This window comes from Ensifer adhaerens (genome assembly GCF_002940685.1).
GTDB classification, from domain to species: Bacteria; Pseudomonadota; Alphaproteobacteria; order Rhizobiales; family Rhizobiaceae; genus Ensifer; species Ensifer adhaerens_E.
On sequence record NZ_PNFP01000002.1, the window covers coordinates 255,921 to 279,199 of the forward strand.

The following is a 23,279-nucleotide window of genomic DNA, read 5'->3' on the forward strand; positions in this document are numbered from 1 at the left end:
CGGCGCAAAGCCGCTGGGCGGCAGATGCAGCGGAGGGCCTTGCCGGGGAGGGCGGCCTTCGAGGAGGTATTGATGCTCACATTGATTCATGCGCCGCTTTCCCGCTCGTCGCGCATCGTCTGGCTGCTCGAGGAACTGGGCGCGGAATACGAGATCCGCTACGTCTCCATCCGCCGCTGGGATGGCTCCGGCGCACCCGACGACAGCAATCCGCACCCGCACAAACAGGTGCCGGCGCTCATCCACAACGGGACGGTGATCTGGGAGTCGGCGGCGGTCGTGCAGTATCTCACCGATCTTTATCCCGATTGCAGCCTGGGGCGCCCGCCGGGGCATAAGGAGCGCGGCGCCTATCTTTCCTGGCTTGCCTATTATGCCGGGGTGATCGAGCCGACGGCGCTCGCCCACATCTCCGGCGCCACCATCAACAATCCGGCGCAGGCGCGGCTCTACAGCGAAATGTGCGCCCATGTGATCGACGTGCTCACCCGCCGGACCTATCTGCTCGGCGAAACCATGAGTGCTGCCGACCTGCTTCTGGCAAGCGCGCTGCAGTGGATGCGCAAGATCCTTCCCGAAAGCACGGTGGTCGATCGCTACATTCGCGTCGTGACCGACCGGGCGGCCTATGACCGGGCGCGCGAAATCGACAGCAAGCCGCAGGGTTTCCATGACTGAAAAGAGTTCCATGACCGAGACGAAGACCAACCATCCGAAGATATCGATCGTCGTTGCCGTTGCCGCCAACGGCGTCATCGGTCGCGACGGCGATCTGCCCTGGCGGCTTTCAACCGACCTCAAGCGCTTCAAGGCGCTGACGATCGGCAAGCCCGTGATCATGGGGCGCAAGACCTGGGCGTCGCTCGGGCGGCCGCTGCCCGGCCGCTTGAACATCGTCATCACCCGCAACGCCGATTTCGTCGCCGACGGCGCAAGCGTCGTGCCGTCGCTCGACGCCGCGATCGCGCTTGCGGGCCGTGAAGCGGCGGCGGCGGGCGTGGACGAAATCTGCGTGATCGGTGGCGGCGAGATCTATCGCCAGTCGATCGCGCAGGCCGATGTCCTGCATGTGACCGAAGTGCAGGCGACGGTGGATGGCGATACGCGCTTTCCCGATATCGATCCCGAGCGCTTCGAGAAGGTGTTCGAAGAGGATCTGCCGCAGGGCGAAAAGGACAGCCACGCCATGCATTTCGTCACCTACAGGCGGCGTGCGACAGCCTGACGCGGCGGATCGTCAACTATTTTGAACCATTTACGGTGAACTCGGGTCTATCGCGTTGAAAGCGGTGCGGGGGATACCTATAACGGTTTCACATCATGAACGACCGTGCGGTGGCGCGGCCGTTCTGCGTGAGAAGTATTCAACAGAGAGGTTTTGATGCCCTGGAGCAATCAGAATGGCGGCGGCGGTGGCCCATGGGGCGGCGGCGGCGGTGGCAATCAGGGAGGGCCCTGGGGCCAGGGGCCGAACCGGCCGCGCGGTGGCGGCAAGGGCGGCCCGCCGGATCTGGAAGAGATCATTCGCCGTGGCCAGGACCAGCTTAAGAACGTCGTTCCCGGCGGCTTCAACGGCGGCGTCTTCGCCATTGTCGGCCTGCTGATCGTCGGCTTCGTGCTGATCAATTCGATCTACACCGTCCAGCCGGACGAGCGTGGCGTCGAAATGCGCTTCGGCAAGCCGAAGGACGAGATCTCGATGCCGGGCCTGCACTATCATTTCTGGCCGTTCGAGACCGTCGAATTCGTCAAGATCACCGAGCAGCAGCAGAACATCGGCGGCCGCTCCAGCGGCCAGTCGAATTCCGGCCTGATGCTCACCGGCGACCAGAACATCGTCAACGTCCAGTTCTCGGTTCTCTATTCGGTCACCGACCCGAAGGCTTATCTCTTCAACGTCGAGAATCCGTCCGACACGCTGCAGCAGGTCGCCGAAAGCGCGATGCGCGAAGTCGTCGGCCGCCGTCCGGCACAGGACATCTTCCGTGACAACCGTCAGGCGATCGCTGCCGACGTGAAGAGTACGATCCAGGCAACGATGGACACCTACGGTACCGGCGTTTCCGTCAACACGGTCGCGATCGAGGACGCCGCACCGCCGCGCGAAGTGGCCGACGCGTTCGACGAAGTACAGCGCGCCGAGCAGGACGAGGACCGCTTCGTCGAAGAAGCGAACCAATATGCCAACCAGGTGCTCGGCAAGGCACGCGGTCAGGGCGCGCAGATCCGCGAAGAGGCAGCCGCCTACAAGGACCGCGTCGTCAAGGAAGCGCAGGGTGAGGCGCAACGCTTCGTCTCGGTCTATGACGAGTACTCCAAGGCACCTGACGTGACCCGCAAGCGTCTCTATCTCGAAACCATGCAGGGCGTTCTCGGCAAGTCGAAGAAGGTCATCATAGACGAGAAGAACGGGCAGGGCGTTCTGCCGTACCTGCCGCTGAACGAAATCGGCCGTCCGACCACGTCGGGTGCCGCAGCAGTGTCGGGAGCAGCCCAGTGATCAACAACCGTACCTCCGTTATCCTGATCCTGCTCGCCGTCGTCTTCGTCGGCATCTATTCCTCGGTCTTCGTCGTCAACGAGCGCCAGCAGGCGATCGTTGTGCGCTTCGGTCAGATCAAGGACGTCAAGAGCGAGCCCGGCCTCTACTTCAAGCTGCCGTTTGCCTTCATGGATGCTGACCGCGTGCAGTATGTCGAAGACCAGGCGCTGCGCTTCGACCTCGACAACATCCGCGTCCAGGTCTCGGGCGGCAAGTTCTATGAAGTCGACGCCTTCGTCGTCTACAAGATCTCCGATCCCCGTCGCTTCCGCGAAACGGTCTCGGGCGATCGCGATGCCGCTGAATCGCGCCTCAGGACCCGTCTCGACGCATCGCTGCGTCGCGTCTACGGTCTTCGTGGCTTCGAGGCCGCGCTCTCGGACGAGCGCGCGTCGATGATGCGTGAAGTGCGCGCCGACCTCAAGAACGATGCCGAGTCGCTCGGCCTCAACATCGAGGACGTCCGCATCCGTCGCACCGACCTGACGCAGGAAGTCTCGCAGCAGACCTACGACCGCATGAAGGCCGAGCGCCTGGCGGAAGCGGAACTCATCCGCGCCCGCGGTAACGAAGAAGGCCAGCGCCGCCGCGCGATTGCCGACCGCCAGGTCGTCGAGATCGTCGCCGACGCCCAGCGCGATTCGGAAATCCTGCGCGGTGAAGGCGAAGCCGAACGGACGAGGACCTTTGCCGACGCCTTTGCGCGCGATCCGAAGTTCTTCGAGTTCTATCGCTCGATGAGCGCCTACACGCAGTCGATCGGCAGCCCGGACACGACGCTCGTTCTGTCGCCGCATTCGGAATTCTTCCGTTACTTCAATAATTCGGAAGGCACTGCGCCGGCTGAAGCACCTCAAGCAGCGACCGGAAACTAGGCGGGCGATGTCAGACTTTCTGACAGGATTTGCTTTCTTCCTGATCATCGAGGGGCTGGTGTACGCACTGGCCCCTTTGGTTTTGGTGGAAATGGCGAAGCGTTTGCCGTATGTCCCCGAACATCAGCTTCGACTGGCGGGGCTCGTTTCAGTGGCTGCCGGGGTCGGACTTGTATGGTTGCTTCGAGGATAATGCGAAATGCCACGTAAACTGCTGATCCGCTTGGTCGATGCCGAATATGCCATCACCCGTCTCAACATCGGCTCCAGCATACCGGAATGGTTGCCGGGGCCCGGCTTCTGGACCGTGTCGAGCTCGCGCGAAGAAATGACGCTCGTCTGCCGCGCCGCGCGCGTGCCTTCCAGCGTCCAGAGTTCCCTCGGCTGGCGCTGCTTCCGGATCGAGCAGCACTTTGCCTTCGACGTGCCGGGTGTCCTTGCCTCGGTGCTTCAGCCGCTTTCGGATGCCGGCGTCGGCATCTTTGCCAACTCGACCTTCAGCACCGACTACATCTTCGTTGCCGGCTCCGACCTCGACAAGGCGGTACGCGCACTGAAAGAGCATGGCCACGAACTGACGACCTGAGCGGCCACGTCCTCCTTTTCATGAATGCGTGCCGGCATCTTTGAGACCTTTCGCGCCGTAGCGCGAAAGGATCAGGAAATCGTGTTTGGACGCTTCCGAATTCCGCCTTATCCTGCAGACAAGATCAGGTGTCGCGGGATCGATGAATTGTGTCGAGGATCGCGCCGCCCACGCGCCGCCACGGTTTCGACCGAGGCGAAAGTGTGCGAAATCAAAGTGCTATGGCGCAGGTGGGCCATAGGCAGGAGAGGTGGCGGCCAGAAGCGGTTGCCCGCTGAACAGCCAGAGGAGCTTAAGCGAATTGTCCACGCGAACGAAATCCCGAGCTCACTCGCTTGGCACCACCCTGGGCGTTCTGGCGCTCGCAGGCACGCTCGCTTTCAGCAGCACGGCGCTTGCCCAGAACACGGCGATCCGTCCGCCGACCAATGGCCCGGCCTCCGTTGCCGATCTTGCCGCAGGCCTGCTTGACGCCGTCGTCAACATCGCGACCTCGCAGAAGGTCAAGAACGACGACGACGCGCCGGCGCCGCAGGTGCCGGAGGGATCGCCCTACCAGCCCTATTTCGACGAATTCTTCAAGGGCCAGCGCGACCAGAGCAACCGCCAGCGCACGGTCGAATCGCTCGGCTCCGGCTTCGTCATCGACCCGACAGGCTTCATCGTCACCAACAACCACGTGATCGAGGGCGCCGACGACATCGAGATCAACTTCGCCAATGGCAGCAAGCTGAAGGCCAAGCTCGTCGGCAAGGACACCAAGACCGATCTAGCGGTGCTGAAGGTCGAGCCGAAGGCGCCGCTGAAGGCCGTGCCTTTCGGCGATTCCCGCAAGATGCGCATCGGCGACTGGGTGATGGCGATCGGCAACCCGTTCGGCCTTGGTGGCTCGGTCTCCGTCGGCATCATCTCGGCGCGTGGCCGCAACATCAATGCCGGCCCCTATGACAACTTCATCCAGACCGACGCGGCGATCAACCGCGGCAACTCCGGCGGGCCGCTGTTCAACATGGCCGGCGAAGTCATCGGCATCAACACGGCGATCATCTCGCCGACGGGCGGCTCGATCGGCATCGGTTTCTCGGTGCCGACGGAGCTTGCCGCCAATGTGGTGCTGCAGCTCAAGGACTTCGGCGAGACCCGGCGCGGCTGGCTCGGCGTGCGCATCCAGCCGGTGACCGACGACATCGCCGAGAGCCTGAAGATGGAGGCGCCGCGGGGTGCGCTCGTTTCCGGCATCATCGAAGGCGGACCGATCGCCCATGAGGAAATCAAGGCCGGCGACGTGATCGTCAAGTTTGACGGCCGCGACATCGGCGAGATGCGCGACCTGCCGCGCGCGGTTGCCGAAAGCCCCGTGGGCAAGGCGGTCGACGTGGTGGTGATCCGCGACGGCAAGGAACAGACGGTCAAGGTGACACTCGGGCGTCTCGAGGATGGCCAGCTTGCAAGCGCGCCGGCAGCAACCGGCGAAGACCAGCCGAAGGCGGACAAGCCGGAGGCAGCACCGCTTCCTGCGACCGACGTCGTGCTCGGCATGAAGCTTTCGACGCTCAACGAAGAGGCGCGCAAGAAATACGGCATCGACGAGGGTGTGGATGGCGTTGTCATCACCGAGGTCGCTCCGAACTCTGTGGCGGCCGAACGGCGGGTGGAACCCGGCGACGTCATTGTCGAGGTCAGCCAGGAGGCGATGGGTACGCCCGACGACGTGGCCGACCGGGTCGAGGAGCTGAAATCCAGCGGCCGGCACAATGCGCAGCTGTTGCTCGCCAACAAGACCGGCGAGCTGCGCTTCGTGACGGTCAGGGTGGATTAGGGCGCATTGCACCTTTCCTGATCCTGCGGTCGCGGCAGTGAAATCGGTGTCGCGACGCCGCCTTGCTCGGAAGGCGATTGCCTGAATCTTTTCAAGGCTATCGCCTGCGGGGCTCAGAAGCCGAATCCGTTTCTTCAGGTTTTGATTCAGGCGCCGGCTTCTGCCGCTCTTGCCAAGGGATGGGTGCGCGCGGCCGCCGCTCATCCCGCTGCCGCGACCTTCTCCCGCAGGCGGGCAGAAGGGACATTGCCGCAGCCGCTCGCGATCCTGCCGCAGCCTCCCCATTTTTCCGTCGCCGAACGGAATTCAGGACGATGGAAAGCCGTGTCTCGCGCTCCCTCTCCCCGCGGGCGGGGAGAGGGCCAGGGTGAGGGGAAAAGCTTGGGAGACATGTGGGAACCGCCCGCACCGGAATTGGCATCAGATCTCATGGCTCGGGCAGGCTGCCACGCGCGGGTGTGGCCTGCGCACCGGCTGGAAGGTCGCCAGCCGCAGCGCTTCGAACAGGATTTCGATGATCGCAAGCATGGCTGCACCTCCTTTCTGACCGCCATTTCACTCCACTTGCCGGCACCCCTCAAACGAGTTTACAGTCATTTTCGGATAACTTGAGGTTATGCATGAAGCGCGGCCGGCTGCCCCTGACAGCGTTGCGGAGTTTCGAGGCGGCCGGGCGGCTGGAGAGTTTCACGCTGGCTGCATCGGAGCTTTTCGTCTCGCAGGCGGCCATCAGCCGGCAGGTGCGCGAACTCGAGGAGTTGATCGGCCGACCACTGTTTGAAAGGCTCCACCGCGGCGTGCGGCTGACGGACGATGGCCAGGCGCTGCTCGGCACGCTGACTGCCGCCTTCGACATGGTCGGCGAAGGCCTGGATGCGCTCTCGGGGCGGCGCCAGTCGCAGACGCTGAAGGTCAGCGCCGAACCGTCCTTTGCCGGCTGCTGGCTGGTGCCGCATCTGCAGGAATTTCAGCAGGCGCATCCGGAGATCGATCTGGTGATCGATGCGGAGTCGCGGCTCGCCGAATTCCGCGGCGGAGACGCCGATATCGCCATCCGCCACAGCCTTACCGCCCGCTCCTGGCCACGGGTGGAGACGCGGCCCCTGGCCGAGGTGGAAATGGTTCCGGTGATCGCGCCGCCGCTCGCCGCCGCCGGGCGGCCACTTCATCGGCCTGACGACCTGTTGCAGCATCCCTTGCTGCACGAGGACAACCGTGCGCTCTGGGAGCAGTGGTTTTCGGCCGCCGGCTCTCCGCCGGTCAAGCTTGCGCGCGGCGCCATCTTCGCCGACGGCTCGATGGTGCTGCAGGCGACGCTGCGCGGCAGCGGCGTCGGCCTGATCGACCGCGATCACGCCCGCGACGACATTATCGCCGGCCGGCTGATCCAGCCCTTCGATGTCTCGGTACCCTATGGCGCCTTCTTCCTCGTCGCCCGGCGTTTCGAGGCGCTCTCGGATGCGGCGAAGGCCTTTGTTGGCTGGATCGAACGGAGCTACCCGGGGGCGGGGCGGGCCAGTTGACGACGCGGCACATGCCCGTTGCACTGCCACTGCCACTGCGACGGTCCGCGCATGAGCACGGGTACCGTCAGATCCGTCAGCGGAACAGTTGCAAGATCGCCTGCGGCGTCGTGTTGGCAATCTGCAGCGCCTGAATGCCCAGTTGCTCCTGCGCCTGGAGTGCCTTCAGTCGGGTCGACGTCTCGTTCATGTCGGCATCAACCAACTGCCCGACACCTTTTTCGAGGGCGTCGGAACGCTTCTGGTTGAACGCGTCATAGGCTTTTAGGCTTGACGTGAATGCGCCGATCGTTGCCATGCGATCGACGAGCCGTTCGATTGTGCCGTCAAGCGACGATATGGCCTCGTCGTAACGTGATGCGCGAAGGGCGGGATCATTCTGGACGTTGAACTCGATGGTCGCGAGCAAAGATGTGCTTGGTCCGAGCGGTTCTGTTTGTCCAATGCCGGGATAGAGATGGTACTTCAGCGGAGGCAGCGAGTAATAGTGGCCGGGATAGGTAATCGCCGCGTCGAGTAACCCCATCGTCCCGAGGGCGCCGGCCGGAAAGTTCTGCAGATTGGCGTTATAGAGTGTCGTGTCGGCCCGATCGATACGGGCGGTCTGAACGGCGCCGTCCGCGTATCCGACGACAAAATCGAGATGCGAGTAGCTTGTCTCTGTATCGTCGTAAGAGTTCACGAGCAGGTTGACGCCGTTGAAGCTCGAGGACTTGGCAATGGTCCACGTGGCGGCCGCGTGCTGGTCGATTTCCGCGTCGATCTTGGCGAGCGTGCTGCCTTCGAAAGCCCGCAGGAAGTCGCTGAAGCTCAAGGGGGCGCCGTTTGATGTACTGAGCGGCAGATCGCGCGCGGTGATGAGATTGTTCTTGAGCGCTTCTAGATGCGTTCGCACGCCGTCCATGCCCTGGTATGCGGTGTCGAGAATTGCCTGGCCGATTGCGATGCTGTCGCCGACGGCCGATAGCGCCTTGTTGTCCGATCGCATGGTTGTTGCGATCGACCAATAGGCCGCGTTGTCGGACGCCCTGTTGACGCGCAAACCGGTGGCGAACTGATCCTGAACTCTGACCATGTCGGAATTGATCGACCGCAATGTGTGGAGCGCAGATATCGCCCCAGCGTTCGTAAGAATGCTGGACATTATGAAACTCTAAATCAGGGAAGGTGCCCTTCATGGGCGAATGGAGCAGGGCATTTCAACCATAAATCTGGTTAACAAACTATGGTTAATCTCTGTCATTCGCGCCGAGAAGGAGGCGGCGACGGGATGCGGGCGCCGCCGGGCTTCGACCTAGGGGAGCCGGTGCGTTTCCCATTCCCCGGCGCTGATCGCATAAAGCACGTGTCTCACCAGCGCCGGCTGGTCGGTTGGCACACGCGGATGGTCGAAATCGCGGCTCGGATCGCGGCGCATGCCGAGCCGCTGCATCACCGCGGTCGAGCGGGTATTGGCCGCGACGGCGAAGGAGACGACCTCCCTCAACCCCTTTTCCTCAAAGCCGTAGCGCAGCAGGTCTGAGGCTGCTTCGGTGATGTAGCCCTTGCCCCAGTAGGGTGGGGCCAGTCGCCAGCCGATTTCGACCGTTCCTTTGGGCAGGTGCGGTTCCAGATCCGTGAGCGCCAGGCCACAGAAGCCGATCGGCCGGTCGTCGCCCTTGAGTGCCACGGCGAAGAAGCCGAAGCCGGTTTCGGCGATGCCCTTGCCGACGCGGTCGAACAGCGCGTCCGATTCCGCGCGGCTGCGGCGGAAGGGAAAGAATTCCATCACCGTGGGATCGCTGTTGATCGCGAAGAAGAGATCGCGATCGCTTTCCTTCCAGGCGCGAATGCGCAGCCGCTCGGTCTCGCAGATGATCATCCGACGAAATCCGTCTTGCGGTAGCCCTGGAGATAGAGAAGGGCGGTGAGGTCGCCGTGGTCGATGCGGACCTTCGCCTGCTCGGCGACGACGGGCTTTGCGTGCAGCGCAACGCCGGTGCCGGCAAGCTGGATCATGCCGAGATCGTTGGCGCCGTCGCCGACGGCAAGAGCCTCGTCCGTCGCGATACCGAGGCGGCCGGCGATATCGATGAGGGCGTCGACCTTGGCCTGCTTGCCGAGAATGGGGGAGGCCACTTCGCCCGAGAGGATGCCATCCTCCGCTAGCAGCGTATTGGCGCGGTTCTCGTCGAAGCCGAGCATCTCGGCGATCGGGCCGGTAAAGACGGTGAAACCGCCGGAGACGAGCGCGGTGTAATGCCCCTTGCTCTTCATCGTCGCGATCAGCTGCTTGCCGCCCGGCGTCAGCGTGATGCGCTTGGAAATCACCTCGTCGACGACACCAAGCGGCAGGCCCTTCAGAAGGGCCACGCGTTCGATCAGCGCCGGCTCGAAGGCAATCTCGCCGTTCATGGCGCGGGCGGTGATTGCGGCGACCTTGTCCTTGAGGCCGACTTCGGCGGCCAGTTCGTCGATGCATTCCTGGCCGATCATGGTCGAATCCATGTCGGCGATCAAAAGCCTCTTGCGGCGGCTTTCGGCGTCCTGCACGGCGACGTCGATTGCGGCGTTTCCGATCACACCGCGCAGCAGGGCTTCTGCGGCATCCGGGTCGGTGCCGTCGACAAGCGCGATGTCGCAGGCGACGCCATCGGCGAGCCAGTAGAGGCCGGATGCCTTGACGGCGTCTGCCGCGGCTTCCGCGAGTGCTGGCGTCAGAACAGGATTTGACGGATTGGCGATAAGCGTGGCAACGAGAGCCATGGACAACAACCTTGATACCGAGAGCGACGCGATCCTGATAACCGGGCCGACCGCCAGCGGCAAGTCTGCGCTTGCCGTCGAACTGGCGCGGCGGCACGGCGGCGTGGTCGTCAATGCCGACAGCATGCAGGTCTATGACACGCTGCGACTGTTGACGGCCCGGCCGGACGTCTCCGAGATGGGCGGCATCGAGCACTGTCTTTACGGCCATGTGCCGGCGACATCAGCCTATTCCACCGGGGCCTGGGTGCGCGAGGCGCAGGCGCTGGTCGCGCGGCTCAAGGGCGAAGGCCGCCTGCCGGTCTTCGTCGGAGGCACCGGGCTTTACTTCAGGGCGCTGACGGGTGGTCTCTCGGACATGCCGGAGATCCCGGCCGCGATCCGTGAGCGCTTGCGCGAGCGGCTGAAAATGGAGGGGCCGGAGGCGCTGCATCGCGACCTTGAGGCCAGGGACCCGGAAACGGCGGCGACGCTGAAGCCCGGCGATGGCCAGCGCATCGTGCGGGCGCTCGAGGTGGTGGAGGCGACCGGCAAGCCGATCCGCTTCTTCCAGAAGCAGACCGGGCCTATGATCGTCGATCCGGACCGGGCCGCAAAATACGTGGTGCTGCCGGAGCGCAAGCTCCTGCACGACCGCATCAATCGCCGCTTCGGGCTGATGCTGGCCGGAGGCGCGATCGACGAGGTCAAGGCGCTGCTTGCGCTCGATCTTCCACCGGAGATGCCCGTGATGAAGGCGATCGGCGTCAGCCAGATCGCCGCACTTCTAAGGGGCGAGCTCGACGAGGCCGAGGTGATTGAGCTGGGTGCCGCGGCGACGCGACAATATGCCAAGCGGCAGATGACCTGGTTTCGCAACCAGCTCGACGAAAGCTGGCAGCGCATCGAGAGCGGAGAGGCCGTGTTGTCGAGGGGAGGAGCCGGCGCCCGACCATGAACAACGAGCAGGAATCACGACCCGACAGCGCGGAGATCCGCCTTTCTCCCGATGAAGCCCTCGTACTTTTCGACCTTCTTTCCCGTTGGTGCGAGGAGAATGATGCTCCGACGCCAGCTGCGGAGTGCTTCGAAAGCACCGCTGAATGCGCGGTGCTGCACGGGCTGCTTGCGGATCTGGAAAAGCAACTGGTAGCACCTTTTCGGGCAGGCTACGCCGACGCCGTCAAAGGGGCCCGTCTCCGGCTTGCGGCATCGTGGGACTATGCCGATTTGAGGGGCTGACGCTTCAGTCTCGCTCGACGGGGCTGCGATCAGTCCGCCAGGTTCAACTGCCAGGACACGCCGAAGCGGTCGTTGACCCAGCTGAAGCGCTGGCTGAAGCCGTAGTTGTCGAGCGGCATCAGTACCGCGCCGCCTTCGGCGAGCATGCCTGAGAGCGTGATGATCTCGTCCTCGCTCTGGCATTCGACGAAGAAGGAGAAGGACGGCGTGAAATCGAAGGCGTGCCTGACGGGGCTGTCGATGCATTTGACCCTTTGCGCGCCGAGCCGGAAAAGCGCCACCTTGACGCTGCCTTCGGGCCCCTGTTCGTCCGGGCCATAGCGCTCGACCTCCAGCACCTCGGCATTCGGAAACAGCGAGATGTAGAAGGCCATGGCGGCGTCGGCGACGCCCTCCTGGAACATCAAAAAAGGGGTGATGCTTGTGACCATGGCGCGCTCCCGTCTTCGTCGGTCGTTCGGCAGACCTTTTGAGCGATCCTACCCCAAGGTGTCGCCACGACAACGGGCGGCTTGCCCGATTGTTCCCGCGTTGCTCCCGTCCACTGCAATCAGGCCAGAAGCGGCCACAGCATCAAGGCGATGCCGAGGATGCTGACCGCAAACAGGATCGAGCGGAGCACCGGGATGCCGATTGCATAGACCAGCCAGAAGGCGAGCCGCGCCGAAAGCCAGACGATCGCGCCGATCGCTGTCGTCGCGTTGCCCGCGCCGGTGATTTCGACCGCAAGCAGCGCGGAGGCGGCGAAGGGAAATGTCTCGAGGAAGTTTGCCTGCGCGCGTTTCAGCCGCCCGACCAGGGGTGTCGGCGGCGGTACGGCCGCTTCGCGCGAGGAGAGCGACCAGGCCAACCCGTTCTGGCGGGTCTGGAGTTGGGCTGCGACGAAAACCTGGACGATGCCGAAGATGCAGCCGAGCGAAAGAACGGTCATCTCCACACTCATGGCCGCGCTCCGAAAACCGTCTCGAACCGCGCCTTTCCGAGTGCCAGTGCCGTTGCAGCCATCGTGCTTTCCTCCCGCATTGATTGCTGAAAGCACGCTAACTCTCTGGTACGATATCGTAAATACGGACAAAAAGGATAGTATGGAGGGTAAGCGGCATGACGGAACAAGCCGTGGCACCGGACCGGGGCGTCGGGCCCAAAGTCTCCAGCCTGACCGGTCTCGACATGCGCCATATCCGGCTCTGCCCTGCCATCGCCTTCAACCAGATCGTCGGGGGGCGCTACAAGCTCCACATCCTCTGCGTGCTCGAAGGCGGCACGCACCGCTATGGCGAAATTGGACGCTCGCTGCTTCGCGGTGGGCTCGGAAAGCCGATCACCCCGCGCATTCTCAGCCGAGAACTGCGGGAACTGGAGGAGCGCGGCCTGATCAGCCGCCGGGACTATCCGGTGGTTCCGCGCAAGGTGGAGTACAGCCTGACCGAAAAGGGGCGGGCGCTGATGCCGATCCTTGCCGAGATCGTGCGCTGGGGCGCAACCGGGGCGCACGAGCAAATCCTCGGGATATGATTTCCTCCTGCCGGCCCCTAATGCGCTTTCACAGCCGAGAACCAACCGAAAGCGCTTCGGCGTCGGCGACTGTGAGCCCGACGCACCCATCGGTCATTGTCCGCAAATTGTGGGTGTCCGAAACGGCAAATTCTGCGACTTTGCGAAAGTCAGGGAAACAAGTTTTGCTTTAATCAGGATTTTTGCGATACCACCACAAGTTAGGTACTCTCTCAATCGCGATTACAAATCGACGAGAGGAACGACAATGACCGATCAGCAAGCAAACGCCCCATTTGATGGCCCTCAAATGCAGGGAACGCGTTACGAGCGTGCCGATATGTCAGGCGCTAACTTCGATGGCGTAAATCTCGCAGACGCACGATTTTACGCTGTTTTGACGAACGCGAAATTCATCGACACCAATTTATGCGAGGCGGAATTTGACGATGTGAACCTTGCGGGGGCACGCTTTGATAACGTCAATCTGTCTGGAGCCGCCGTCACGAATGCAAACCTATCGCGATTGACCATAAGCGGTGTCACATTGGCAGATTCGGACATCAAAGATGCCGATTTGACCGGAACGCGGATCAATGGCGTTCTCGTTACCGATCTATTCGAGGCCTATAATCAGGCGAAAAGCTGAGGGTCAGTTGCTAGGTCGACGATAGGCAAAGCTCGAAAGTGACATTTCGGAGCAATCTGAAACATGATCAGCTCACGCAGTGTGATCCCAAAGCCGGGTAAGGAAAGTGGCTTGCTTGATCCGTCCCGGTTGGTAGCAGCCTAAACCGCGCAGTTTTGCGGCTAATTTTTGCGACGCCCAATGTCCGCAATGGGCCAGAAGCGGACACCGGTGGCATTTGCTACATAATCCCGTAATTGTGCGCGCCCGTTGAGGCGTCGACGGGCGATGTCCAGAAGACCGGCGCTCCCAGAGTTGTTCACGCACTGCCGCCCGCAGCGCATGTCTAGACGAAACGCTTTTACATCTCTGGTTGTCATCGGGCAAATGGAGCGCCCGCCGTTTCACGCCTTCGCTGCCTAGGGCTTGCGGATGATGCTGCCGAGGGGCCGCTTCAACAGGCTTTCGCGCAGCGACCCTTGGCGTGGCCGTTCGCCGGACGCCGGGTCGGCCGGCGGCGGACGGCGTTGCGCCTGATCGGTCGCCGGCGGCTCGTTCAAGAGCTGCTGGCGGATCTGGTTGAAGCGTTCCAGTTCCGGATTGACGGGGGCAGCGGCGCGCGGAAGCATGTCCGGCCGATAGGGCTCGATCTCAGGCTGCGGCTCGCTGAAGCCCTGTTCCGGCTCCTCCTCTGCCGCTGCGCCGAGTTCCGTCTCCCAGCGCTGCGCCTCGCTGACGCTCTGCGCCGCCAAGTAGCTCTGCTGGAAGCTCGAGATGTCCGGCCCGTTGATGGCGCGCATGCGGCTGACGATCGCGCGCAGGTCGACGGTCGGCGGGTGGTCTTCGTCGATGCGGTCGGTGATCCCGTGGGCGCGCGGCAGCCGCTCCTCGGCGATGCGGGAAAAGCGCATGCGCATCGGTACGGAGACGGCTTCGCCGAAGGCGATCGCTTCGCCGTTGCCGATCGAGGAGATGAAGCTGGTGGTCGATGTCGACGAGTTCGGAATGGCCGAGCGGATGATGTCCTGGTCGCGGTCGTTGGCAAGCCGCATGGCAAAGACCGTCGAGCACTGCGACAGGATCGTCGGGTCGAGTTCGCCGGGGCGCTGGGTGACGATGCCGAGCGAGACGCCGTACTTGCGGCCTTCCTTGGCGATGCGGGCGATCGCCTGGCGCGTCGGCAGGAAGCCGAGCGAGGGGTCGGCGGGCACGTAGCGATGCGCCTCCTCGCAGACGACGAGCATATGGATGCCGCCATTGCTCCAGAGCCCGATTTCAAAGGCCATGCGGCAAAGAACGGAGGCGACGGAGTTGACGACTTCCGAGGGGATGCCTGCGAGCTGGAAGGTGGCGATCGGCCGGCCGTCGCCGGGGATGCGGAACACCCGGGCGATCGTGTCCTGGATGGTGTCGGTGATCGTGTTCGAGGAGAACATGAAATGATAGCGCGGGTCGTTGATCGCCGAGGCGATCCTGACCTTGAGCGAGCGCAGATGCGGCTTGTCGTTGCGCCCCTCGAGACGGCCGATGCGTTCGTCGATCAGCGCCAGGAGATCGGCGATGCGGTAAGGCACCGGCGTGTCGGCGGTGATCGAGCTCTTTTCCGTCTGACGCCGCACGATGCCGGCTTCGCCGCCGCCGCCGCGGAAGGCCTTCTTGGCCTCGGGAATGAGGTCGCGCAGCATGTCGAGTTCATCCGGCGGGGCCGGGCGGCCGCGGAAGATCACCTCGGCGAATTCTTCCAGACGGAAGAACCAGAAGGGCAGGTCGAGCGTGTCGGTGTCGATGACGACGGCAAGGTCGGGAAAGGCGGCGGCGAACTCGTTGTGCGGGTCGAGGATCAGCACGCGCAGCTTGGGATCGGCCGCTATCGCCCGGTTGAGCAGCAGTGTGACGGCGGTCGACTTGCCGACGCCCGTCGTGCCGACGATGGCGAAATGCTTGGCGAGCATCGAAGGCACGTGAATGGTCGCATCCAGGCTCTCGTCCTGGGTCAGCTTGCCGATGATGCAGCTGTCGCTGCGGCCGGAATCGTAGATGCGCGCAAGGTCGGCGGCGCGGATACGGTGGGCGATGGCGCCGAGATAGGGGTACTGGCTGATGCCGGCGGAAAACTCTTCGCGCCCGTCGGGCCCCTTGTGGACCTCCCCCATCAGCTCGACCTCGATGCGGAAGGTGTTGTTGGCCTCTTCGCCCCATTCGCTGGAGGCGGTCTGCATCGAATAGACCAGCGCTACCACGCGGTTCCGGCCGACGGAAATGGAGATCAGGCGGCCGACGGACCAGAGCTCGGTCAGCGACGTCTCGCCGCTCTCGGCTATGGCGGCAATGGTGGCGCGCGCGCCGTTGCAGGCAACCACGCGCCCGAGGAAGCGGTTACCAGGCTTCAGGCCGTCACGGCGATCCTGCTCTCCGGCACGGATCGAGGAATGAAGTTCATTGTTCAGCAACGCAGGAAACCCCGGCAATACGGCCCCTTATCTTAGCTCCAGGGGATTTAATAAGTGGTTTCGAGATGTTGCCGCGGCAAAGCGGCGGCAACTGAGCCGGCGCTCGGCACGTCATCGTCAGCCGTTGACCGCGCGGCTTGCGCTTTCATGGGCGGCGCCCGCGACAAACGACCGGAACAGCACGCGCCCTTCCGGCCAGTCGCCCAATCCACTCCTGCCGTTGATGTGACCAAGGGCACCGACCTCGACCAAGCCGCTTCCCCATTGCGCGGCCCGCATCTGAGCGTAGCCGACACTGCCAAAGGGGTCGTTGGAGCTGGCAACGACAAGCGAAGGGAAACGGAATCGTTCCGCCGGAACCGCGGCAAACCCGGCAGCCTCGGCCGGAAAGGCCGGGCATGCGGGGTCGGGAACCGCAACCAGGAAGGCGCCGGCGACGGGCAGCACGGACGCCTTCTGCCAATGGGCGACGAGCAAACAGGCGAGGCTGTGGGCGACGAGAAGGGGCGGTTCGTCGGCCGAGGCAACGGCGCTGTCGAGTGCGGCGATCCAGTCTGCGAGGTTCGGTCTATCCCAATCGCTCGGCTGGAAGCGGCGCAGGTCGGGGTTCGCCCGTTCCCAGTGGCTCTGCCAATGGGTCTCGCCGGAGTTGCCGATGCCGGGCAGAATGATGATATCGCGCATGTTTTCCTCTCATTTTAGATTTTCTCGAAATTGACCGCTTCCACCGCGGGCGTGAATGGGAAATCATCGGAAAGAGCCCGCGTTTGCCGATGGATTAAAGGTGAGATCTGACTATGGCCCGTATCGATCAATTTCCCCTCGACCCGACCGACATCGCCATCGTCGAAATCCTGCAGGAGGACGGTCGCATCGCGGTCTCGGAGCTCGGGCGCCGCATCGGCCTGTCGCAGCCGGCAACTTCGGAGCGGGTCAAGCGGCTGGAGGAGCGCGGCGTCATCTCGGGCTATGGCGCGCGCATCGATGCGGCACGCCTCGGCCTTGGCATGATGGCGGTGATCCGGCTGAAGACGACGCACGAGCATATCCGCGCCTGCCTCAAGCAGTTTTCGCAGATGCCGCAGGTGATCGAAGTGCTGCGGCTGACGGGCGAGGATTGTTTCCTCCTCAAGGTGCTGGTGCCGACGCCGGGCGAACTGGAGACGATCGTCGACACGATCGCCCGCTATGGCGCGGTGACGACGTCGCTGGTCTTGAGTGGCGAGCCGCCGAAGCCGATCGGGCGGGCGCTGATCCAGCGCGTCTGAGGCTCGGCCGATGCGCTGAAAGCATCGCTGTCATCACTTGACGAAAATCAATGCGCATCGGCTCTGCACGCGGGATAATTTGCGCATCGACCAGCCACGGCTGCCCGCGTGGTTCTCAGAGGTGTTGCTGGTCACCAGTGCTCAAGGGGCGGGGGAAGCCATGAGCAATGCGATTGCCACTATCATCCGGACGCCCATTCTCTGGCTGCTGATCTTCGTGCCGATTGCGATCGCCGGCGAACATCTTTGGCCGGATGCCCATACACTGCTCTTCCTGCTGTCGGTGGCGGCGATCGTGCCGCTGGCCGCGCTCCTGAGCCAGGCGACCGAAGCGGTGGCTGCGCGCACCGGCGACACGGTCGGCGCGCTCTTGAATGCCACGCTCGGCAACCTGACCGAACTGGTCATCGCGTTGATGGCGCTTGCCGCCGGGCAATATCTGCTGGTCAAGGCTTCGCTCGCCGGTGCGATCGTCACCAACACGCTGTTCATGCTGGGTGGCTCGTTTCTCCTGGGCGGGTTGAAGTTTCACCTGCAGGAGTTCAACCGCGTCAATGCGCGCTTTCTGGCGAGCCTTTTGTTCATGGCGACGATCGCCGTGCTCGTGCCTTCGCTGATCGAGGCTGCCGACGGCCTGCCGCAGGCCGCCTTCACCCAGCAACTGAGCGCCGGCCTCTCCATTGTCCTCATCATCGTCTACGGGCTCTGGATGCTGTTTTCGCTGAAGACTCATAGCGAACTGTTCGTCTCGGCCGCCTCGGAGCATGGCGGCGACGAGGCGCATTGGCCGCTTTCGGTCGGCATCATCGTGCTGCTGGTGGTGACCGTGCTGGTGGCGCTCGTCAGCGAAGTCTTCGTCGGCTCGGTGCAGGTGGCGGCCGAGGAGCTGGGCATGACGCCTGCCTTCGTCGGCTTCGTCGTCGTCGCGCTCGTCGGTGCTGCGGCCGAGATGGCGACGGCCTTCTCCGCGGCGCGCAAGGATCGGCTGGACCTGAGCGTCGGCATTGCGCTCGGCAGCGCCGTGCAGATCGCGCTTTTCGTCGCGCCGCTCCTGGTGCTCTTGAGTTACGTGCTCGGGCCGCAGCCGATGGACCTGCAGTTCTGGCCGGGCGCCATCGTGATGATGCTGGTCGCGACCATGGCCGCAACGCTGCTTTCGAACGGTGGGCGCTCCGCCTGGTACATGGGCGTGCTGGCGCTGACCGTCTATGTGATCTTCGCCATGACGCTGTTCCTGCTGCCGCCGCAGGTGCCTTGAGGCAGGCTCTCGTCAGCGCCCTGCGGTCCGGATCAGGCGCCTGTCTTGATCAGGTCCGTTTTGATGAGGCTATGGGCGCAATCGAGCACCGTCGTGCTCACCGGCCGCGGCGAAAAGCCGAGCATGCGCCGGGCCTTGTCCGATGTCAGCGCGAACTTGCGACCGAGAAGCGGCGCCAGCGGCTTCAAATCGGGGCTGAGCGGGGCAAGCAGACGCACCAGCGCCGTCGGCAGTCGACGTGTCGGCACCTTGCGGCCATCGGTGCCGAGGCCCGTTCGCAGCGTTGCGGCGATGTCCTCCATCCACTGGAAATCACCGGCGGCGATGAAGCGCTCGCCGGCGGCCTCAGGCGCGGTCATCGCGGTCACGTGCAGGTCGGTGAGATCGCGCACGTCGACCACCCAGAAGCCGAGGCGCGGCAGGAATCGCGGCCGGCCGGCGACGAGGTCGCCGATGATCTTCACGGAGCCGAGGTTCTCGCTCGAAAGCACCGGCCCGAAGACGGCGCCGGGAAGCACGGTGGTAAACTCCGTCGCCTTGCCCTCCATGAATTTCCAGGCGGCGCGCTCGGCAAGGATCTTGGAAACCCGGTAATGGTCGAACTGCGGGTCATCCGGATCGGCCCAGCGCGTCTCGTCGCTGATGAGGCCGGATGCGAGCGGCGGCCGGGTCGTGGCGGCGGCAGAGGTCATCACCACGCGCCGGACGCCGGCATCGACGGCGGCGGCAAGCACCCGCAGCGTGCCTTCTCGCGCAGGCCCCACATAGGCGTCGCGGCCGCCACCAGCCACGCTGCCAAGCGGCGAGGCGACGTGCAGGACATAGGTGCAGCCTTCCATCGCCTCGGCCCAGCCGTCATCTCCGGTCAGATCGGCCCTGGCGAAGGACAGCGGGTCAGTCGCATCGCTGACGGTAGCGATCGAGCGCCTGACGGCCTCGGTTTTTCCAAGGTCGCGCAGGGTCGCACGGACGTAGTAACCGCGCTTGAGCAGGGAGGCGATGCACCAGCGGGCGACGAAGCCTGTGCCGCCGGTGACGAGAACCGTTTCCTTCATCTTCTTCTTCTTTCGTTATGTCAGCCGCGAGGCCCGAACATGCCCGCCAGGCTTGAAGGTTGGCGCCGGCTGATCCGGTAGACGGAGGCCGGCGGGAAGTTTCGGATGGTGCCGCCCACACGCTTGGCGCGCAGCCCGAGCCGGTCGAGCAGCGGCCGCGGGATCGGGCAGCGCGGCCCATAGGTAAACTGGTAGAGCTGGCCGCCCGGCCGCATGTGGAGGAAAATGCCCGCAAGGATTGCGATAACCTTGCGGGGCGGCATGGAGAGGAGCGGCAGGCCGCTGACAGCAGCGCCGATGCCCGCGGAAATTTCGGGCCGACCTTCGGCAAGGCGTGCCGCATCGATTGAAAGAATGGTGGAGGCGGGAAAGCGCTCTTTCAGCACGGCTGCGAATTCGGTGCCGCATTCGACGAGAACCAGATCCTCCTCGCGCACGCCGCGCTCGATCAGTGCGCGGGTGAAGACGCCGGTGCCGGGGCCAAGTTCGAGCACCCGGCCGTCAGCAGCCTCCCGCGTGATCAGCCGGGCAAGCGAGCGGCTGGACGGCGTGACCGAGGCGACGCGGAGTGGATCTGAAAGCCAGGAACGGAAGAAATTGAGGCTATCGCTATAGATGCAGATGCTGGTCACCGGGAGCTCCGTCGGATGGAACGAGACTGCCTGCCGAGGGCGTTGCGGCAGAATGTCTGCATCCGTATACTTTCGATTCATGTCTATGTCTACAGGTGTATACTAAGGAGAGGCCATGCCTGGTGAAAAGGGGCCCGCTGATAAGGGGCCTGCTGAAAAGGACGCGCGTCGCCGCGACGCGACCGCCACGCGCGCTGCAATCCTGGCCTCCGCGCGGTCTGCCTTCATCGCTTCGGGCTATGAGGGTGCCGGGGTGCGCGAGATCGCCGAAGGGGCGGGGGTCACGGCGATGCTGATCAACCGCTATTTCGGGTCGAAGGAGGGATTGTTTGCCGAGGTGCTTTCGACCGCCAACCAGCGGCCGATCATCGCCACGCCGGAGACGCTGTCAGCGCCTGACCGGGCGGCGCGTATCAGCAAGGCGCTCCTGAAGGTGACGGAGCCGGAGGCAACCGCACTCGACGGCTTCCTCATCATGCTGCGCTCGATTTCCAACGAGCGTGCGGTCGAGATTGCGCGGGCGGTGGTGGAAAGCCATCACCAGAAGAATGTGACCGAGGCGCTTTCAGGCCCGGATGCGGCCGAGCGGGCGGCGCTGTTGATGTCGCTCGTGGCCGGCGTGCAGATTATGCGCCAGGTGGTGGGGCTTGATGCACTCGGCAGGGATCGCGACGCGCAGCTCGAGCGCCTGCTCGGCGATCTCGTCGCTCGGCTTGTCAATGAATAGGGGGATGCCTCCGCGCGGTCCGGGACGGATCGCAGAGTCTGCACGGAGGCAGACTTGAGGGCGGACTATTTCGGGGCGTTCATGTCGAACACGACCCAGCGGAAGAACAGGTAGATCGCGCCGAAACTGAGGAGGAGGGGAGTAAGCAGAGGGAGGTCCAGCATCTCATTGCCTTTGGTTTTAAAGCTGCCTCATGCAGCCATGCTAATTTGCCATGGCAAGTGTTAATGCCGCGTGCACGAGCGCGCGGAGATCCCTGAAAATTCTCTGGTTTCTGCGACTTGACCTCAACTGCGCTTGAACTCTTACAAGCCTCTCCATGGCGTTCGCCTGAACGCCATCTCCCCCTCTCGAATCCGGCCCGGGGAGCCAGCGACACGCGACATGGAGGACGCATGACCGAGCAACTGCTGTTTCGGAACCTGATGAGGATCACTCCTGGCCACCTCGACGCATTTTGCGAGGCGGTCGGGCGCGCCATCGCCTTCGTCGAAGAGCACGCGCCGCAACTGATGGTGCAGACCTTTATCGACGAGAAAGAGATGCGGGCGGTAAGCTTCCAGCTTTACCGCAACTGCGACGACGTGCTTCGCCACTGGCAGATCTCGGATGCGCATATCAACGACGTCTCCGCCCATTGCACGGTAGAGCGGCTCGAAGTCTACGGCAGTCCGAGCGAGGCCGTGGCTCAGGGCATTGCCCCGTTCATCACCGATGGACGCGGCTTCATCATGCCGCCGCTTGCGGGGTTCTCGAGGTTCTAGCGATAGGGTGGGGACGCGCCGGAAAGCCGGCGCGTCGCGGGGTGATCAGCCAGCCTGCGCCAAAGCCCGCCGCCGCGATGCTTGCCACAGCACCAGCATCGCAACGGCGAGCAGCAGCGCCTCGGCCGCGGGCGTGGCGAACCAGATGCCCCGTTCACCGAAGCTCGACGCGAGGAACACGACGAGCGGCATGGTGAAGAGATAGGGTTTGGCAAGTCCCAGGATCGCGGCCCGGCCGGCATCGCCGATCGTCTGGAAATAGCTGCCGAGCATGATCAGTGGCCCGGAAAAGGCATACATCGCCACCATCACCGGCATGATGCGCGCGATGGCGGCGATGACCGCGTCGCTATCGACGAAGGCCGCGCCGATCGGCCGGGCAAAGCCGACGAGCAGCACTTCGATGACGAGGCAATAGAGGAACGCGACGAGCACACCGAGCCGCAGCATCCTTGCCGCCCGATCCTTCAGGCCGGCGCCGACATTGTTGCCGACGATCGCCTGCATCGCCTGGCTGAGGCCGAGGAGCGGCAGGAGCGCGAAGGTCATGATGCGCGTGATGATGCCGTAGGCGGCGATCGTGGTGTCGTAGCTCTCGGTAGCCGTTCTCTGCAACGCCGCCATGATAGTCACCGAAACCAGCGCCATGCCGATGAAACCGAGGCTTTGCGGGCTGCCCAGCGCGATCATGCGGCTCCATCCGTTCAGCGGGTTGTGCCGGAAGAGGGCGGAAAGCCGAAGCTCCGTGCGTCCGAACAGGCGGAAAAGGGCGATCAGGCCAAGCGCCAGGACCTGCGCCAGCACGGTGCCGGTCGCCGAGCCCGCAACGCCCATGTCCAGGAGCGCAATCAGCACGTAGTTGAGGGCGAGGTTCGCCACCGAGACCAGCAGGCTGAGGCCGGCCATCAGCCCGGCGCGCCCCTCGCAGCGAAGCGCATCCGATTGCACCGCCAGCAGGAACTGGACGGGCGCGCAGACGATGATGATCGCGATGTAGCGCTCGGCCATGGCCGCCAGCGGACCCGGACCATTGGCGAGCATCAGCACCAGTCGGTCGCCAAGCCCCAGGAACAGAACGATCAGCGCAGCGGCGATCGTCAGCGCCAGCATGTGGGCGCTGGCGAAGGTGCCGCGGGCTTCGACAAAGCGGCCGGCGCCGAGATGGCGGGCAAGCACGCTCGCCATGCCGCCGACGACGAGCGTCGCCAGTGCCACCGTGAGGATGAAGATCGGGAACACCGTGGTCACGGCGGCGACGGCGTCGGTGCCGACATAGATGCCGAGCATGATCGCATCGACGACGGTCAAAAGCCCGTTCATGCTCATGACGAAGATGATCGGCAGCGCCGTCTTCAAGAAGATCGCGCCAAGCGGCGCGGTCAGGAATGCACTCTTTCTGGAGGTGTCTTCAGACATCTCACGCTCCTGGTCTTCGCATTTCGATCAAGAAGAGGAGGGGCTCGCATTGCCTGCCACACGAAATGCGTTCGGGGCGAGAGGGTATCGTCAGATGTCAGATTTCACCGGGACTTGATGTCTGCGAGCGGCGGGGATCTGAAGCCCGGAGACCGACGTAGCGCCAAGCCGCGCGGCCGTCAAGCCGGGCTCTGATTGCCTTTGGAGGTTGCAGGCGGGCGGCGCCGCGCCGTTGCCGCCAGGCCTTGGACCGCATGGCTTTCCCGGTGGCTTCCG

The 23,279-nt window shown here is 63.9% G+C and carries 26 protein-coding genes; 16 read left to right on the top strand and 10 right to left on the bottom strand.

Annotated features, from left to right (window positions below; genetic code table 11):
- The first annotated feature begins 72 nt into the window (after positions 1 to 72).
- The 8 genes from C1A35_RS04365 to C1A35_RS04400 all read left to right on the top strand — a co-directional run bounded on the left by C1A35_RS04365 (position 73) and on the right by C1A35_RS04400 (position 7,345).
- Complete coding sequence (locus C1A35_RS04365) at positions 73 to 678, top strand: glutathione S-transferase family protein (RefSeq protein WP_104663123.1); 606 nt, start codon at positions 73 to 75, stop codon at positions 676 to 678.
- Positions 679 to 688: 10 nt separating this feature from the next.
- Positions 689 to 1,225: a dihydrofolate reductase gene (locus tag C1A35_RS04370; protein ID WP_104663124.1), complete on the top strand. Its 537-nt coding sequence runs from the start codon at positions 689 to 691 to the stop codon at positions 1,223 to 1,225.
- Between the two features lie 156 nt (positions 1,226 to 1,381).
- Entirely contained in the window at positions 1,382 to 2,500 is a 1,119-nt protein-coding gene (hflK, locus tag C1A35_RS04375) for an FtsH protease activity modulator HflK (RefSeq protein ID WP_104663125.1), read from the top strand.
- Positions 2,497 to 3,417, top strand: a complete 921-nt coding sequence (gene hflC / locus C1A35_RS04380; RefSeq protein ID WP_104663126.1) for a protease modulator HflC — start codon at positions 2,497 to 2,499, stop codon at positions 3,415 to 3,417. Before hflK ends, hflC begins: the two co-directional genes overlap by 4 nt.
- A 7-nt stretch (positions 3,418 to 3,424) precedes the next feature.
- Positions 3,425 to 3,610: a DUF2065 domain-containing protein gene (locus C1A35_RS04385; RefSeq protein WP_077960550.1), complete on the top strand. Its 186-nt coding sequence runs from the start codon at positions 3,425 to 3,427 to the stop codon at positions 3,608 to 3,610.
- Between the two features lie 6 nt (positions 3,611 to 3,616).
- Complete coding sequence (locus tag C1A35_RS04390; RefSeq protein WP_104663127.1) at positions 3,617 to 4,003, top strand: ACT domain-containing protein; 387 nt, start codon at positions 3,617 to 3,619, stop codon at positions 4,001 to 4,003.
- 301 nt (positions 4,004 to 4,304) lie between these two features.
- The gene (locus tag C1A35_RS04395; RefSeq protein WP_440271492.1) at positions 4,305 to 5,822 is read left to right on the top strand and encodes a DegQ family serine endoprotease; all 1,518 of its coding nucleotides are present in this window, start codon (positions 4,305 to 4,307) and stop codon (positions 5,820 to 5,822) included.
- A 620-nt stretch (positions 5,823 to 6,442) separates the two neighbouring features.
- Positions 6,443 to 7,345, top strand: a complete 903-nt coding sequence (locus C1A35_RS04400; RefSeq protein ID WP_104663128.1) for a LysR substrate-binding domain-containing protein — start codon at positions 6,443 to 6,445, stop codon at positions 7,343 to 7,345.
- 76 nt (positions 7,346 to 7,421) lie between these two features.
- Here C1A35_RS04400 and C1A35_RS04405 read toward each other — a convergent pair whose 3' ends face one another.
- The 3 genes from C1A35_RS04405 to serB all read right to left on the bottom strand — a co-directional run bounded on the left by C1A35_RS04405 (position 7,422) and on the right by serB (position 10,090).
- The gene (locus C1A35_RS04405; protein ID WP_104663129.1) at positions 7,422 to 8,489 is read right to left on the bottom strand and encodes a flagellin N-terminal helical domain-containing protein; all 1,068 of its coding nucleotides are present in this window, start codon (positions 8,487 to 8,489) and stop codon (positions 7,422 to 7,424) included.
- 150 nt (positions 8,490 to 8,639) lie between these two features.
- On the bottom strand, positions 8,640 to 9,206 hold the full coding sequence (locus tag C1A35_RS04410; RefSeq protein WP_104663130.1) for a GNAT family N-acetyltransferase: 567 nt from the start codon (positions 9,204 to 9,206) through the stop codon (positions 8,640 to 8,642).
- On the bottom strand, positions 9,203 to 10,090 hold the full coding sequence (gene serB, locus C1A35_RS04415; protein ID WP_104663131.1) for a phosphoserine phosphatase SerB: 888 nt from the start codon (positions 10,088 to 10,090) through the stop codon (positions 9,203 to 9,205). The genes C1A35_RS04410 and serB overlap by 4 nt, the downstream gene beginning before the upstream one ends.
- Here serB and miaA point away from each other — a divergent pair.
- Positions 10,089 to 11,027 carry a tRNA (adenosine(37)-N6)-dimethylallyltransferase MiaA gene (gene miaA, locus C1A35_RS04420; RefSeq protein ID WP_199772858.1) on the top strand — a complete coding sequence of 313 codons (939 nt, stop codon included), beginning with the start codon at positions 10,089 to 10,091 and terminating at the stop codon, positions 11,025 to 11,027. The genes serB and miaA overlap by 2 nt on opposite strands.
- The gene (locus tag C1A35_RS04425) at positions 11,024 to 11,311 is read left to right on the top strand and encodes a hypothetical protein (protein ID WP_104663133.1); all 288 of its coding nucleotides are present in this window, start codon (positions 11,024 to 11,026) and stop codon (positions 11,309 to 11,311) included. Before miaA ends, C1A35_RS04425 begins: the two co-directional genes overlap by 4 nt.
- Positions 11,312 to 11,340: 29 nt before the next feature.
- Here C1A35_RS04425 and C1A35_RS04430 read toward each other — a convergent pair whose 3' ends face one another.
- Positions 11,341 to 11,742: a VOC family protein gene (locus C1A35_RS04430; RefSeq protein WP_104663134.1), complete on the bottom strand. Its 402-nt coding sequence runs from the start codon at positions 11,740 to 11,742 to the stop codon at positions 11,341 to 11,343.
- A gap of 119 nt (positions 11,743 to 11,861) precedes the next feature.
- Positions 11,862 to 12,254, bottom strand: a complete 393-nt coding sequence (locus tag C1A35_RS04435; RefSeq protein ID WP_104663135.1) for an MAPEG family protein — start codon at positions 12,252 to 12,254, stop codon at positions 11,862 to 11,864.
- A gap of 158 nt (positions 12,255 to 12,412) precedes the next feature.
- Here C1A35_RS04435 and C1A35_RS04440 point away from each other — a divergent pair, with 158 nt between their 5' ends.
- Together C1A35_RS04440 and C1A35_RS04445 are read left to right on the top strand one after the other, a co-directional pair.
- Positions 12,413 to 12,826: a winged helix-turn-helix transcriptional regulator gene (locus tag C1A35_RS04440; RefSeq protein WP_234822734.1), complete on the top strand. Its 414-nt coding sequence runs from the start codon at positions 12,413 to 12,415 to the stop codon at positions 12,824 to 12,826.
- Positions 12,827 to 13,073: 247 nt separating this feature from the next.
- Positions 13,074 to 13,454 carry a pentapeptide repeat-containing protein gene (locus C1A35_RS04445; protein ID WP_104663136.1) on the top strand — a complete coding sequence of 127 codons (381 nt, stop codon included), beginning with the start codon at positions 13,074 to 13,076 and terminating at the stop codon, positions 13,452 to 13,454.
- A gap of 398 nt (positions 13,455 to 13,852) precedes the next feature.
- Here C1A35_RS04445 and C1A35_RS04450 read toward each other — a convergent pair whose 3' ends face one another.
- Both C1A35_RS04450 and C1A35_RS04455 read right to left on the bottom strand, forming a co-directional pair.
- Positions 13,853 to 15,883 carry an ATP-binding protein gene (locus tag C1A35_RS04450; RefSeq protein ID WP_104663137.1) on the bottom strand — a complete coding sequence of 677 codons (2,031 nt, stop codon included), beginning with the start codon at positions 15,881 to 15,883 and terminating at the stop codon, positions 13,853 to 13,855.
- Between the two features lie 117 nt (positions 15,884 to 16,000).
- Positions 16,001 to 16,567 (bottom strand): RBBP9/YdeN family alpha/beta hydrolase, encoded by a 567-nt coding sequence (locus tag C1A35_RS04455; protein ID WP_104663138.1) that lies wholly within the window; start codon positions 16,565 to 16,567, stop codon positions 16,001 to 16,003.
- 113 nt (positions 16,568 to 16,680) lie between these two features.
- Here C1A35_RS04455 and C1A35_RS04460 point away from each other — a divergent pair, with 113 nt between their 5' ends.
- A complete protein-coding gene (locus C1A35_RS04460) occupies positions 16,681 to 17,151 on the top strand; it encodes an Lrp/AsnC family transcriptional regulator (protein WP_104663139.1) in 471 nt (156 codons plus the stop codon).
- Positions 17,152 to 17,311: 160 nt separating this feature from the next.
- Entirely contained in the window at positions 17,312 to 18,409 is a 1,098-nt protein-coding gene (gene cax, locus C1A35_RS04465; protein WP_104663140.1) for a calcium/proton exchanger, read from the top strand.
- A 32-nt stretch (positions 18,410 to 18,441) separates the two neighbouring features.
- Here the strand turns inward: cax and C1A35_RS04470 are convergent, their stop codons facing one another.
- The gene (locus C1A35_RS04470) at positions 18,442 to 19,464 is read right to left on the bottom strand and encodes an NAD-dependent epimerase/dehydratase family protein (RefSeq protein ID WP_104663141.1); all 1,023 of its coding nucleotides are present in this window, start codon (positions 19,462 to 19,464) and stop codon (positions 18,442 to 18,444) included.
- Between the two features lie 20 nt (positions 19,465 to 19,484).
- Entirely contained in the window at positions 19,485 to 20,096 is a 612-nt protein-coding gene (locus C1A35_RS04475) for a class I SAM-dependent methyltransferase (RefSeq protein ID WP_104663142.1), read from the bottom strand.
- Positions 20,097 to 20,211: 115 nt separating this feature from the next.
- Here C1A35_RS04475 and C1A35_RS37010 point away from each other — a divergent pair, with 115 nt between their 5' ends.
- Together C1A35_RS37010 and C1A35_RS04485 are read left to right on the top strand one after the other, a co-directional pair.
- On the top strand, positions 20,212 to 20,823 hold the full coding sequence (locus C1A35_RS37010) for a TetR/AcrR family transcriptional regulator (protein WP_104663143.1): 612 nt from the start codon (positions 20,212 to 20,214) through the stop codon (positions 20,821 to 20,823).
- Positions 20,824 to 21,218: 395 nt separating this feature from the next.
- Positions 21,219 to 21,587, top strand: a complete 369-nt coding sequence (locus C1A35_RS04485; RefSeq protein WP_104663144.1) for a hypothetical protein — start codon at positions 21,219 to 21,221, stop codon at positions 21,585 to 21,587.
- 45 nt (positions 21,588 to 21,632) lie between these two features.
- On the opposite strand, the gene C1A35_RS04490 is transcribed toward C1A35_RS04485, so the two are convergent.
- Positions 21,633 to 23,003 carry an MATE family efflux transporter gene (locus C1A35_RS04490; protein WP_104663145.1) on the bottom strand — a complete coding sequence of 457 codons (1,371 nt, stop codon included), beginning with the start codon at positions 23,001 to 23,003 and terminating at the stop codon, positions 21,633 to 21,635.
- Between the last annotated feature and the right edge of the window lie 276 nt (positions 23,004 to 23,279).